Genomic DNA, 12,367 nt, shown 5'->3' on the forward strand with positions numbered 1-12,367 from the left:
GCTTTTCCTTCTTTGTCAGCCAGCTCATTTAGCTATGTTGCTGACTAAGCACGAATCACCTCAACCACATTCACCCAGCCGTGTTCAGCCGCCACATCCCAGCCGTTGAGCCAGCGACGCAGCATATTTAGCGCCATCATCGCGCAGACTTCCTGGCGTGTACGCAGGGCATGGCTGGTGACGCTGAACTTCACTTGCAGGCCGTAACTGCCTTGTGGCGTATGAAGCGCGAAATTCAGGCGATCGTCCTCCAGCTCCCCCACCACCAGCGCCAGCGCGCTACCCGCCTGCAACGCGAAGGCTTTTGCACGCTCAGTCGTCTGCCTGAGTGTTTCAGGGCGTTCAGGGCAAGAAGCAAGCACTTCACTGTTACCCAGCGGCGTTTGTGCGCTGGAAAGCTGCAAGCACAACAGCCCGGCGGTGAACTGCTCGCTGACCGCAACGTTAAGCGATTGCGCCCGCAGGCGCTGTGCCAGCTGCGCAGGCAAACCGTCAGTACCTTCAAAAATGGCGTTTTCGCCAGCAACACGCTGCACTTCTGGCCACACCGCTTCCATTGCCGCGCGCTGGCTTGCGGGGCCGGTAAGTTTTAATTCGATAATCGGCATTGATGAGCGATAGCCCATCACCGCGCCTTGCGGCAAAGAAATCGGCTCAAGGCTTTGGGCAAGTTCGCTTTCGGAACGCCCGAAAGTGGTAAGGCGCAGGCACACCGGCGCTTCCGGCAGCTCGAAACGCTGACGCAGGCGCGGCATAATTTGTTGCTCCACCATCACCTTAAATTCGGAAGGCACGCCCGGGGTGAAAAACATCAGGCAGCGGTTCAGCCGTAGCGCAAATCCACAGGCGGTGCCGACCGGGTTATCGACCATTTCGCTGGTCGCCGGAATCAACGCCTGCTTGCGATTGCTCGGGGCCATTTCGCGTCCGCGTTCGGCAAAAAAACGCTCCATATGTGCCAGCCACGCCTGATGCATAACCAGCTCCACGCCTGCGGCAGTAGCGGCGGCAAGCGCGCTGAGATCGTCGCTGGTTGGCCCGAGGCCACCGTTCACAATCAGAATATCAGCCTGTTCGCTGCGCTCTTTGAGCACCGCGATTAAATCTTCCAGCCTGTCGCCCACCGTATTGCGGCGCGACATCGGTAACCCCTGGTTAAAGAAGTAATCAGCAAGCCAGGCCGCGTTGGTATCAATAATTTGACCATGCAGCACTTCGTCGCCGGTAGACAACATTTCTACTTTTATCATTAGTTTGCTCCGCGGGAGGATAAAGCTTAACGGTATCTTATACGCAAACAGAGAGGGGCTGGGGGAAATAAACAGGCCGCATTGCAGCGACCTGAAGCATAAAGGAGATTAGAAGCCGGCGCTGATGCCCACGTACGGGCCGTCGGCAATGGCGTTATCGCGGTTGCCATTTTTACCTTCGACGCCAATGTAGCGGTAGCCTGCTTCAACGGTAACAGGACGCATAATGGTCCAGCGCGCGCCAGCGCTGGCTTCCTGGTAGTCTTTTACGCCGCTGGAAAGTGAATCCGGGGAGTAGTAGTAATCACCGAAGACGGTAACACCATCGAATACCTGCCAGCTCAGACCGCCGCCCACCGCCAGCGCATAACCTTCATCGCCATTTTTAGGGTTCAGATACACGGCACGGCCGCCTACGGTACCCATGAATGGACCCAATGGCACATTCAGACCTAGCCCCAGGCCGGCAACATCGCCGTCATCATCGTTATGCGCATAGTTGCCGCTCATCGTCAGGCCAGCGGAATCCTGACCGAAACCTACGGACAGGTTAGTGTATTTTTCACCCGCCTGGCCGCTAAGGCTAATCGCGCTTGCCGATGCCGAAACCAGTGCCAGAGCGGCAACGCTTGCCATTAATAATTTGTTCATGCTTTCAATCCTGAGCAGAAAAAAGGGAGGTCCCTGAAAAGAGGCCGATTTTACAGCCAGGATTGAGGTAATCAATGTGCCAGCAGTGCTTTTTATCATTCCTTTGTAAGAAAATGATAACAACAGGAATTATCATACTAATGTCGAAGGGAACGTTACCAACAGCGATGAAATAGCGTGTTGCTACCAATGTGACTGCCAAAGACTTATTTTGGTACACAGTGAGTTTTATGACGCACCTGCGGCTAAGTATCAGCAAACCTCATTCTCACCAGTAGCCCACCCAGCGTCGAACGCAATAACTCAGGCCGCTTTCACCACACACCTGCCCAATCTACCACCCCGGCTCTTGATGGTTATGGCCTTCGCAATCAATGGCTTGCTCTGCCAGCCGGGTAGGCCTTATATCGGGTTTCTGTTCGTCAGGTCATGATTTTGATTCACGCTTCCTTCAGACCCCGCCTCGCGACGACGCCCTTGCGCTTCACTAGTCCTTCGCCACCATCAGGCTGGACAGAGGACTTTCGCTGCTGAGCATGCCCGGCACACCATACAAAAACCCACCGAGTGGTGGGTTTAGATTTGCATTGAAAATTTTCTTGCGTACTCGGCCAGTATTCTCATCCTGTCGTAGTCTTTCGCCTTGTTATGCGCAGATGGTGTAAAAACAGCAATCAATGAATAGCTGTTTTCATCAAGCAACCCCTTCGCGTACACGAGAGCAGTATCAGATGTTCGGTTCCATTGCATTGTCTTCTGGTCAGTTGCAGTTCTGGACTTGGGATTAACCTTGAATTTGTCATTCCCCAAAGACAGGTGAATATGCCACAACCCTGAGTCTTGTATATCATTAGGTCGGTCATAAGCAGTATCTCGCCCAAAGTAATCAGGTAGCTTACCTGTCGCCTTGTACAACTTAAAATCTTCCAGAAGTGTCTTTTCCAGCGATGGAAATTGCACGAAGACTGGAGATAGATAGTAACCATAACTATCGCGATTATAATCCACAGTGATGTGCAATTTTTACCTCAGTGAAATTTACCGGATTCGAAGACGTTCGTTCCGTGTTTTGCAAGAGCCCTGAGTCCTTCCATGTTGATGTTACTTTCAAAAGTATCGACATGGGTGATCATCTGGCTAATCAGATGATTTAACTTAGCAGCAGACGCCCTGGCTTGAGCCGTTGCAATCAGAGCTGGCTTGACCAATTCGCTTTGTTCGCCAGAACACTTCGTATAAACGTTCTTAATTGCCCCTTCAAGACCACGAAGCTGAAGCTCTACAAGGTCGGTTTGAACTGGGTCCAGTTTCTTAATGAAAGTTTCCTGGTTTGATTCATTAGAACGCAGCAACACGGAGTACGCCTGATTTAGCGTCGCAGTCAGTTCTTTGATGAATCCTACAGACTCATCCATCATAAGCCCCCGTATCTGGCTGGTTGTCTCGCTACTAAGATGATAGCTATACGGGTTGCTAGGGTTCTTATCTCCTTCATGATAAGCCACAGATGAGACTTGCTGCATGAGCAAACCCACAACTGTAGCTGTTTTGAAGGTATCAAAAAGTGGCATATTATTTTTATCTACTTGAATAGTATGCATAACGTTCTCCTAATGATGCAGGAGCACCTATGACACAAGGCCAAAGATTGGGTCTTTGGCTAAGTACAACGTTAGTTGTTGATAGCAGTTTAATACCATTACTCATATTTGAGCAAGGTGAACTGGAGTGAACCACCGTGAACTAGCATGAACAAAAAGCCCATATCCTGCGCAAAATGCACTTCCCAATGTCACCGTTAATTCTGGGCTTTGTGTTAGGGGAAATGCTGGAGCAGAACCTGCGCCGCGCGCTGTCTATCAGTAACGGCGGGCTGAGTATTCTGTGGGAAAGCGGGGTGGCAAAAGGGTTGCTTATCATGGCCGTTCTGGTCATTACCGCGCCGCCGATTCTGCGTGTGGTTCGCCGTCAGCGAAAAGCGGCTGTCGATATGGGGTAATATCCCGGGTAAAAATGGCGGATGACGCTTGCGCTTATCCGCCTTACAGCTTAGCGACCCTTTTCACCCACAGCCTTAATTGCAGGCGCGAAATCTTAATCCCGCCCTGTTTTAGCTCGTCAGGCAAACTCAGCCAGCGCACCGGCTGTTGAAAACGGGCAACTTTTCCCTGCAGCCACTCGGTTAGCTGCGCCAGGTCAAAATCCTCATCGGCCTCGACTATCCCCACCGGACGCTGGCCAAATTCGACATCGTTTATCGGCACAACGAACGCCTGTTTCACCGCCGGGTGTTGGGCAATAATGCTTTCTACCTCTTCCGGCTGGATCCCCTCTCCACCGCTGAAAAACAAATTATCCAGACGGCCAACGATCGTCAGGCGTTTACCCTGTATAACGCCGCGGTCACGGGTGGCATACCACCCTTGCGCATTGATTAGCGGCAGTAGCTGCCCCGCTTTCCAGTAACCGGAGGCGAGGCTGGCGGCGCGGACCCACACCTCTTCGTCAACGATTTTCACTTCACGCCCCGGTAGCGCTTCCCCTACGTCCGGCAGGCCATCGGCGCGTTTCGCGCATACCGTTGAAGCCAGCTCGGTCATCCCATAACCGCACCAGCAATGAATGCCTTTCTCTTGTGCCGCTTGCGTCAACGCAACGGGGATCGCCGCGCCGCCGAGCAATACTTCACGCAGTGCCAGCGGCTGCGATTGCTCCAGCAAACGCCAGAGCTGCGTCGGGACCAGGGAAGCGTGAGTGCACTCCTGCAAGGCCTCATTTAACGGATGTAAATCACGCACCACCATGCCAGCGCCCGCCAGCAGCCAGCGCCACAAAATGCCCTGGCCGGAGACATGGAACAGCGGCAGCGACAGCAGCCACCGGTCAGGCGGTGCATAATTCATTACGGTCAGCACGCCAGACGCGCTTGCCAGGTGCGCCTGCGCGGTATGCACTGCGGCTTTGGGTAAACCGGTGGAGCCGGAGGTCAGCGTCATTGAGGCAAATCTTGCTGGCTGCCATTGCCCCTGAAAAGGCTCGCTGTTCAGCAGGGTTAACGGGGTGATATTTGCCAGGCTAAGCGGCGCGCCTAAGGTGAGCGCATGGCTGATCGTCAGATCGGGAAGCAGTTGTTCGAGCAGCGATTCCGGGAGCTGCGGATTGAGCGGTAAAACGCGCGCGCCGCATTGCAGCAGCGCAAGAAAGGCGAAAACCATCTCCGGGCAGTTTTTCGCACGCAGCACAACGCCTTGCCCTTCAAACACCCCCTGCTGCCGGAAGCCGCCTGCCAGCGCGTCAACGCGCTGGCACAGCTCTCGCCAGTTCAGTCTTTCATTACCCGCAGTTAAAGCCGCCTCGCCGCCGCGGATCTGCGCCCAGTGCTGCCAGGGGAAATCTTGAAAAATCATAACACTCGCTCAAGCGACTCCAGCGGCCAGCAGGGTAAAGGGCTGTCAGGCCATTCGCGTACCAGCTGCGCCTGCATCAATGAAAGCGTATCAAGGCCCGGTAAAGTTTTCGGCGTTAACCACGCGGCAATTCGCGCCAGCTGCGTCAAACCGAGGCTTGTTTCAATAGAGGAGCTTATCACCGCCGTCAACCCTAATGCATGTGCCTGCTCAACCTGCTGGCGTACTTTCCCGAGGCTGCCGGTTAAGCTGGGCTTGATAACCAGCGCGCTTAATCCCGGTTCGGCGGCAAACTCAAAATCAGGCTCGCGCAGGCTTTCGTCCCAGGCGATAGCGATCCCGGTTTCACGAGCAAACGCGCGCGACTGCTCGCGGGTTTTACAAGGTTCTTCGATAAAGGCGATACGCGAGCGCAAATCCGGGTTCACATATTTAGCGAACTGCTGCGCTTTGAGCGGCGTCCACGCGCGGTTAGCGTCAAGACGCAAACGCAGATCGGGCATCGCTTCAAGCAGTAAATTGACTACCATGCCGTCGCGCACCGCTTCGTATAATCCGACCTTCACCTTGGCGATTTTCTCGCCATCAATAGCGCTGAGCATTTCGAACAGTTCGTCCGGATCGCCGGTGCACAGCGGAGCTGCGCGGTAATCTGCGGCCAGGGGCAATTCCCCACTGATTTCTGCCAGCGCACAACTCAGACCAAACGCCACCGACGGTATTTCGGGTAAGTCAGTGTCATTACCCGTTTGCCAGGCTTGCAGCCAGAGCAATGCTTCGCTTTGCGCTTCTTCGACCGTTTCAATGCTAAACCCCGGCAACGGTGAAATCTCACCGCAGCCTTGTTTATCGCCATCCGTCAGCCGTACCAGCAAACCGTCGCGGGTTTTCAGGCGCCGCTCGCGCAGCACCACTCCCGCATCCATCGGCACCTGAAAGCGCCACAGTTCGACGCGCCGCATTACGGATTCCGTTTAAATTTGCTGAAGTCCGGCTGGCGTTTCTGGTTAAACGCGTTGCGCCCTTCCTGGCCCTCTTCGGTCATATAGAACAGCATGGTGGCATTGCCCGCCAGCTCCTGCAAACCGGCCTGGCCGTCGCAGTCAGCGTTCAGCGCCGCCTTCAGGCAACGCAGCGCCATCGGGCTGTTTTGCAGCATTTCGCGGCACCAGCGCACGGTTTCTTTTTCCAGTTCGGCATTCGGCACCACGGTGTTAACCAGGCCCATCTCCAGCGCTTCTTTCGCATCGTACTGGCGGCACAGGAACCAGATTTCACGGGCTTTTTTCTGGCCGACAATACGCGCCATGTAGGAAGCGCCCCAGCCGCCGTCGAAGGATCCGACTTTCGGGCCAGTCTGGCCGAAGACTGCGTTTTCAGCGGCAATCGTCAGGTCACACATCATGTGCAGCACGTGGCCGCCGCCGATGGAGTAGCCAGCAACCATCGCCACCACAGGTTTTGGACAGGTGCGAATCTGGCGCTGGAAATCCAGCACGTTCAGGTGATGGGTGCCGCTGGCATCCTGGTAGCCGCCGTAATCACCACGCACTTTCTGATCGCCGCCCGCGCAGAACGCCTTTTCACCTTCGCCGGTCAGAATGATGGTGCCGATGTTGTCGTCATAACGGGCATCGGCCAGCGCGTTAATCATCTCTTTGACGGTCAACGGGCGGAATGCGTTACGCACTTCCGGGCGGTTAATGGTGATTTTCGCAATGCCATCGGCAGATTTGTGATAACGAATATCAGTGTAACCTTCCGAGCAGTCCTGCCATTCAATCGGGGCATAGAGCATTTGTTCATCCGGGTAAATCATGGTGTATCCTCGCCAGGTTTTCGCAATAAATTGAGCAGGCAAGCACTGAACGCAGCCGGATGTTCCCGGTGCGCATTGTGGCCTGCGGCGGTAATGAGATGCGGTGTGAGTCCCAGGCTATTAGCCACGGCGCGGAATTTTTCATCCCGCTCACCGCATAGATAGTAAAAAGGCAGCGGCAGCTGAGCGAGCGCAGCCTGTAGATCGGGCTGGTTGCCCAGCGATGTGGCCTCAAGCATAGCGGCAAGCGTTGCGGCATTATTCTGGCTGCGAACGGCAATGAGTTCGCGGCGCTGCGCGTCATTTAACGACTGAAACACCGCTTGCTGATACCAGTCGGTGAGCACCGCTTTTAAGGGATCGGTACGCAATCGCTGCGCCCAACGCAAGTCGCTGATTCGTCTTTCACAACGTGCATTTTCATCCGTAAGCCCCGGATGCCCTCCCTCAACAATTAACCCCTGCAAACCCGCATACTCCCCGTGGCAAGCATGGTACATCGCCACGCGCCCGCCCAGGGAGTAACCAATCAGCCAGTATTTCAGGATGTTGTAACTAAGCAGGGTTTCACGCAGTAATGCGTCAACTTGTTGAAAGCTTTCGGCCTTAATATCCGCCGATTTTCCGTGACCGGGTAAATCGATATACAACTGCGGCCAGTCGGTAAAGCTGGCGCTAAGGGTTTGCCATTCCTGCTGGCTGCCTAAAAAACCGTGCAGCCAGACCAGACATGGCAAGTTTGCATCGCGCCCGGCACGAAAAACCCCATGTAACATCATGCCTGGCTGACCTGCGCCAGCAGGTGCTGCAACGTTTGCGCACCGTCGGTTTCGCCAACCGTCAGCTCGATGACTGTGGTGCGCGGAGTGCGCCAGGCGTTATCGACCGCCTTTTGTAACCCGTCCCAGCTTGTCGGGTTGTGGTAGCCAAGGCCGAACATCGCCGCCGCATGGGCAAAATTGATATTCTGCGGCATACAGTAAAAACGCTCGCGTTCCGCGGCAGGCGTTGGCAATAACGAGAAAATCTGCCCGCCGTTGTTATTCACAATCAGCAGGACAAAAGGCGCGGAGACTTCCCGTAACAGCGCCAGCGAGTTCATATCGTAAAGCGCTGAAAGGTCGCCCACAATGGTAAGAGTCGAACGCGCGGTGGCGCGTTGCACACCGGCCGCCGTTGAGAGCAAACCGTCGATACCACTTGCGCCACGGTTGCTATAAACCGGATAGCCCACGGGCATTTGTGCGAACGAGTCCACCAGGCGAACAATCAAACTGTTGCCAACGAACAGCTGCCCGGCATCCGGTAACAGTTCAGGCAAACGTGCAGCCACTTGCGCTTCACCAAATTCAGCCGTGCCCTTTTTCACCGCTTGCTGGGCGATTTTTGCCAGCGTGGTGAGCTTTTCATCCCATGCCACACGCTTTTCGGCCGGATGAAGTTCCAACCACTGGCGGATATCGCACGATAAGCGGCGGCCGCGATGATTCGCCGGGTCAAGTCGGCCTGCCAGGCTATCCACCAGCCAGTATTCTTCCGGCTCGCAGGTCGCCTGCCATTGCAGTACGCGTTTGCCCGTCAGGCTGCTGCCAAACTGGATAATAATTTGCGCTTCGGCAAGCTCGGTGACGGCCTGGCTGTTACCCAACCATAGATCCGCGCTCGGCAGCGGCTGCCCGGTTTGCGATAGCACATCGCCAATCAGCGGCCAGCCCAGCATTTTCGCCCAGTCAGCAACCTGTTTGCCTTCTTCGGCATTCAAACGCCCGGCAACCACCACGCCGCGTTTTTGCCGCCAGAAGAACCAGTCACGCTGTTTGATTGCTTCCAGCGCGGAACCCGTTCGCAGCCAGGGTTTATCGCTTTGCCACCAGTCGCCCAGCGCCTGCTGCCAGCTCACGCCGGTTTCATCAGGTTCGCCATAGAGCGGTTCGGCGAAGGGGCAGTTGATATGAACCGCGCCGCCCGTTTGTTGGCCAAGCGCGTTGTCGATGGTCGAAACTAACCAACGCGCGGGAATATCCTGCGTCGGGCGCGGCAAATTAATGGATTGAGTGGGATGGGTGCTGAACATGCCAGGCTGACGGATCGCCTGGTTTGCGCCGCAATCAATAAGCTCGGGTGGACGATCGGCGCTGAGCACCACCAGCTTTTCCCCGGTCAGCCCGGCTTCAATAATTGCCGGATAGAGGTTTGCGACGGCGGTGCCAGAGGTGACGATAATCGCCACGGGCGTCCGGCTGGCCTTTGCCAGACCCAATGCCAGATGCCCCAAACCGCGTTCGTCAAAGTGCGTATGACAGATAAAAGCCCGGTTTTCGGCCGCGCTAAGCGTCAGCGGCGTAGAACGCGAACCCGGCGCGATGCAGACATGGCGTACACCGTGGCGGGTTAGCGCTTCAAGAATTACCGTAGCCCAACGGCGGTTAAACGAGCTTATCGACATAGTTCAGTCCTGAGTCAATTTTGCTGACTCATTATAATTATTGTTGGAACGGTTATTTTGATGTGCGTTGGTAAACCGGGACTCAGAACGTGGTTTTCGTCAGTAACGTTCGCAGCCCTGCGGCTTTATTCTCGATCTCCTGCCACTCCAGCGCGGCGTCAGAACCCGCAACTATGCCTGCTCCGGCATATAAACGCACAATATTATTCGTTACTTTTGCCGATCGTAATGCGACGCAGAACTCGGCCTGGCGCTGCGATAAATAACCGGCTGAACCCGCGTACCACTCGCGCTCAAAGGGTTCATGGCTGGCGATAAAATCCCGCGCCGCATCGCGTGGCAAACCGGCCACCGCGGCGGTGGGTTGCAGCATCGCAAGGCAGGCGGCATCGTCTGGCTGTGCAAGATCGCTCCAGATACAGCGGCGTAAATGCTGCACTTTGCGCAGCCGCACCACCTGCGGTGGCAGCACCTCTATCGCCCCCACGTTTTTTTGCAAACGCTGGCAGATATCTTCAACCACCAACATATTTTCACGTTGGTTTTTATCATCTTTTAGCAGCCATTGCCCCATAGACCAGGCACGATGATCGTCAGGGTGGTTAGCGACCGTTCCGGCCAGCGCCTCGGTGCGCAGCGCGCTATCGATACGCCGCCACAGGCGCTCCGGGCTTGAGCCAAGGAACGCATGGCTGGCATCAAATACCATCAGGAAATGATAGCAATTCAGGTTGACCCGGCGGCTGGACGCCATAAATGCGGCGGCGGAAACCCCACAGGTAAACTGCAGGTCGGTTGCCCGCGCCAGTACCACTTTCTCCAGCTCGCGCTGCTCAATGGCGGCCGTTGCCCGCTCAATCAGCTGGTTCCATTCGGGCTGCGTAGGAATGTGTTGTTCACCGACACAATTCAGGCGCTGCATCGGTAATTGTTTCGCCGGCAGCAGCTGTGCAAGAAATTGCTGGGCCGCCCGTGCATCCTCTTGCAATGATGTTTCACTAAACAGATGAAGATAGACAAAGGCATCGCCGCCGGTGCGTCGCCATTCCAGACGAGGGAGAAATAAGCAGCTGCTATCAGGCGAGAAGGCATTAATCCCGGTAATACGCAGAGCCGGCTGGTCCGCATGGTCTGCGATAAACGCCCGGGCCGCAGCTAATGTATCGAACTGACGCAGCGCGCCGAGGGCGGCGATTTCGTCATCGCCATTGCGCTGCTGCCAGTAAAACTGGGGATAAAGACGTTGAGTAGTCAGCCAGGCGAGCGCATCTGAAGCATCGCTCAGGGTAACCGCACAGGAGAGCTGCTGTAAGCCCGGTGCATCCGCAAATTCTGCGTTCAATGCCAGCTGTAACTGCTGCAGCGCGACGACAACTGAATTCACGTTCAACCTCACCTTCCCTGAAAACCCCGGATTATACGTGGTGATGGCGGCAAAAAAAAATCCCACCCAGTGGGTAAGATTTTCTTTAATCGGCACACGGGTAAGTTATGTGCCGATGTTGAATTAGCGTCTGGCGAGTAACAGACCTAATACCAGCCCCGCCGCGGCCCCCACGCCAATTCCTTGCCAGGGTTTTTCACGGACATAATCATCGGCGCGATAAACAGCTTGTTTGGCACGATAATAGTAATTATCTGAAGCATTACTGACCCGCGCTTTCACCTCGCTGAGCGCCTGTTCGGCACGTTCTTTCAGCTCAATGTATTTCTGGTCGGCCGGGTCGCCTGAGGAACGCAGCACTTCTTCTAACGTTTCACTCAGCAAGGTTAAATCATCATCAAGACGAGATTCGTACGGTTGCATCACTGTTCTCCGTGTTAAAAAATACTCGTCCGCTAACTATAGACAATACTCATGCTTTTCGCTTAATGATTCGCCATACCGATGTGGGGAATGCCATCTTCGTCATACACCTCCGTCACCGGGGTAAAACCAAAGCGAGCGTAGAACGATTGCAAATGAGCCTGCGCGCCTAAATAGAGCGTTTTTTCCGGCCAGTATTGCCGGCAAGACGCCATCGCCTGCTCCATTAACTGGTAACCCAGCTTTTCGCCGCGCACGCTTTTGTCGATAATGACGCGGCCAATCACCACCGGATCAAATTCGCTGTCGCTTTTCAGGATGCGGGCATAGGCTACCAGTTTGCCGCCCTGCCAGCCGAGAATATGGCGGTTCTCGCCAGTTAAATCATCGCCATCAATATCCTGATAGGGGCAGTTCTGCTCAACCACAAACACTTCATTGCGCAATGCCAAAAGCGCGTAGAGATCGCTGACGCTTAATTCTGAATGGTGTAAATCTTGCCAAATCAACATGCTGCCGCCCCTCGTCGTTGTGTGCCAGCTTATCTTCACGCAGAAAAAAACCGCCGGCAAGCGGCGGTTTCATTCAGGATAAGCAAACTCAGTAAAAATCACCGGATGCCGCTTCGGCTTGCGCCATCCACACCGGTTTTTCGCTGGTTTTCGACCACACGCGGTGCAGGTAGCTGTAAAAACGAGAGCGGTCTTTCCAGAACAGCATCACCGGCAGGGCCAGGATGCCCACCACTACCACGCAAATACGACGCAGGAAGACCTGATGCAGCGGATAGTCTTTATATAGAGTCATTGGTTTCTCCCTCCATTATGTGACCGGCAGCAAATACCGGGAAATCAGATGTTGTTAACTGGCTAAAATAGTATCGCACTGGCTGAAAGTTTACTACTCCTCCGACCACTTAAAGCCACTTTTTGCCACAAATTTACCACCCGTCGCGTAATTAAGTTACGAAATAGTTAAATAAATACT

General features: G+C 54.8%; 13 protein-coding genes and 1 pseudogene. 1 reads left to right on the top strand and 13 read right to left on the bottom strand.

The annotated features are described in order from the left end of the window. Positions 1 to 44: 44 nt before the first annotated feature. From EHN07_RS02195 to EHN07_RS02210, 4 genes are all read right to left on the bottom strand, one after another. Positions 45 to 1,250, bottom strand: a complete 1,206-nt coding sequence (locus tag EHN07_RS02195) for a nicotinamide mononucleotide deamidase-related protein YfaY (RefSeq protein WP_124022585.1) — start codon at positions 1,248 to 1,250, stop codon at positions 45 to 47. 108 nt (positions 1,251 to 1,358) lie between these two features. Beyond that, positions 1,359 to 1,901 (bottom strand): YfaZ family outer membrane protein, encoded by a 543-nt coding sequence (locus EHN07_RS02200; RefSeq protein WP_124022586.1) that lies wholly within the window; start codon positions 1,899 to 1,901, stop codon positions 1,359 to 1,361. Positions 1,902 to 2,477: 576 nt separating this feature from the next. Continuing rightward, positions 2,478 to 2,921, bottom strand: coding sequence for a type II toxin-antitoxin system YafO family toxin (locus EHN07_RS02205; protein WP_124022587.1), 444 nt, complete (start codon positions 2,919 to 2,921; stop codon positions 2,478 to 2,480). Between the two features lie 8 nt (positions 2,922 to 2,929). Then, on the bottom strand, positions 2,930 to 3,502 hold the full coding sequence (locus tag EHN07_RS02210) for a hypothetical protein (protein ID WP_124022588.1): 573 nt from the start codon (positions 3,500 to 3,502) through the stop codon (positions 2,930 to 2,932). A gap of 161 nt (positions 3,503 to 3,663) precedes the next feature. Between EHN07_RS02210 and EHN07_RS02215 the strand changes: the two are divergent. Continuing rightward, positions 3,664 to 3,900: pseudogene (locus tag EHN07_RS02215) on the top strand (tripartite tricarboxylate transporter permease); the annotation flags it as partial. A gap of 43 nt (positions 3,901 to 3,943) precedes the next feature. Here EHN07_RS02215 and menE read toward each other — a convergent pair. The 9 genes from menE to EHN07_RS02260 all read right to left on the bottom strand — a co-directional run bounded on the left by menE (position 3,944) and on the right by EHN07_RS02260 (position 12,187). After that, on the bottom strand, positions 3,944 to 5,308 hold the full coding sequence (gene menE, locus EHN07_RS02220; protein WP_124022590.1) for an o-succinylbenzoate--CoA ligase: 1,365 nt from the start codon (positions 5,306 to 5,308) through the stop codon (positions 3,944 to 3,946). After that, positions 5,305 to 6,270 carry an o-succinylbenzoate synthase gene (menC, locus tag EHN07_RS02225; RefSeq protein WP_124022591.1) on the bottom strand — a complete coding sequence of 322 codons (966 nt, stop codon included), beginning with the start codon at positions 6,268 to 6,270 and terminating at the stop codon, positions 5,305 to 5,307. Before menC ends, menE begins: the two co-directional genes overlap by 4 nt. Beyond that, positions 6,270 to 7,127, bottom strand: coding sequence for a 1,4-dihydroxy-2-naphthoyl-CoA synthase (gene menB, locus EHN07_RS02230; protein WP_124022592.1), 858 nt, complete (start codon positions 7,125 to 7,127; stop codon positions 6,270 to 6,272). The genes menC and menB overlap by 1 nt, the downstream gene beginning before the upstream one ends. Next, positions 7,124 to 7,906 (bottom strand): 2-succinyl-6-hydroxy-2,4-cyclohexadiene-1-carboxylate synthase, encoded by a 783-nt coding sequence (menH, locus tag EHN07_RS02235; RefSeq protein ID WP_124022593.1) that lies wholly within the window; start codon positions 7,904 to 7,906, stop codon positions 7,124 to 7,126. Before menH ends, menB begins: the two co-directional genes overlap by 4 nt. Continuing rightward, positions 7,903 to 9,573, bottom strand: a complete 1,671-nt coding sequence (menD, locus tag EHN07_RS02240; protein WP_124022594.1) for a 2-succinyl-5-enolpyruvyl-6-hydroxy-3-cyclohexene-1-carboxylic-acid synthase — start codon at positions 9,571 to 9,573, stop codon at positions 7,903 to 7,905. The genes menH and menD overlap by 4 nt, the downstream gene beginning before the upstream one ends. An 82-nt stretch (positions 9,574 to 9,655) precedes the next feature. Next, complete coding sequence (menF, locus tag EHN07_RS02245) at positions 9,656 to 10,957, bottom strand: isochorismate synthase MenF (RefSeq protein WP_124022595.1); 1,302 nt, start codon at positions 10,955 to 10,957, stop codon at positions 9,656 to 9,658. 123 nt (positions 10,958 to 11,080) lie between these two features. Beyond that, a complete protein-coding gene (gene elaB, locus EHN07_RS02250; RefSeq protein WP_124022596.1) occupies positions 11,081 to 11,380 on the bottom strand; it encodes a stress response protein ElaB in 300 nt (99 codons plus the stop codon). 62 nt (positions 11,381 to 11,442) lie between these two features. After that, the gene (locus EHN07_RS02255; RefSeq protein WP_124022597.1) at positions 11,443 to 11,892 is read right to left on the bottom strand and encodes a GNAT family N-acetyltransferase; all 450 of its coding nucleotides are present in this window, start codon (positions 11,890 to 11,892) and stop codon (positions 11,443 to 11,445) included. Between the two features lie 88 nt (positions 11,893 to 11,980). Next, positions 11,981 to 12,187, bottom strand: a complete 207-nt coding sequence (locus tag EHN07_RS02260) for a YbfA family protein (protein WP_124022598.1) — start codon at positions 12,185 to 12,187, stop codon at positions 11,981 to 11,983. Between the last annotated feature and the right edge of the window lie 180 nt (positions 12,188 to 12,367).

It is taken from the genome of Buttiauxella warmboldiae (genome assembly GCF_003818135.1).
In the GTDB taxonomy this organism is placed as follows: Bacteria; Pseudomonadota; Gammaproteobacteria; order Enterobacterales; family Enterobacteriaceae; genus Buttiauxella; species Buttiauxella warmboldiae.

What these genes read in the sequence shown, in the direction of transcription:
- EHN07_RS02260 (WP_124022598.1), bottom strand. Translation starts at nt 12,187, where the DNA reads ATGACTCTATATAAAGACTATCCGCTGCATCAGGTCTTCCTGCGTCGT.
- menE (WP_124022590.1), bottom strand. Translation starts at nt 5,308, where the DNA reads ATGATTTTTCAAGATTTCCCCTGGCAGCACTGGGCGCAGATCCGCGGC.
- elaB (WP_124022596.1), bottom strand. Translation starts at nt 11,380, where the DNA reads ATGCAACCGTACGAATCTCGTCTTGATGATGATTTAACCTTGCTGAGT.
- EHN07_RS02210 (WP_124022588.1), bottom strand. Translation starts at nt 3,502, where the DNA reads ATGCATACTATTCAAGTAGATAAAAATAATATGCCACTTTTTGATACC.
- menD (WP_124022594.1), bottom strand. Translation starts at nt 9,573, where the DNA reads ATGTCGATAAGCTCGTTTAACCGCCGTTGGGCTACGGTAATTCTTGAA.
- EHN07_RS02200 (WP_124022586.1), bottom strand. Translation starts at nt 1,901, where the DNA reads ATGAACAAATTATTAATGGCAAGCGTTGCCGCTCTGGCACTGGTTTCG.
- EHN07_RS02195 (WP_124022585.1), bottom strand. Translation starts at nt 1,250, where the DNA reads ATGATAAAAGTAGAAATGTTGTCTACCGGCGACGAAGTGCTGCATGGT.
- EHN07_RS02255 (WP_124022597.1), bottom strand. Translation starts at nt 11,892, where the DNA reads ATGTTGATTTGGCAAGATTTACACCATTCAGAATTAAGCGTCAGCGAT.
- menC (WP_124022591.1), bottom strand. Translation starts at nt 6,270, where the DNA reads ATGCGGCGCGTCGAACTGTGGCGCTTTCAGGTGCCGATGGATGCGGGA.
- menH (WP_124022593.1), bottom strand. Translation starts at nt 7,906, where the DNA reads ATGATGTTACATGGGGTTTTTCGTGCCGGGCGCGATGCAAACTTGCCA.
- menB (WP_124022592.1), bottom strand. Translation starts at nt 7,127, where the DNA reads ATGATTTACCCGGATGAACAAATGCTCTATGCCCCGATTGAATGGCAG.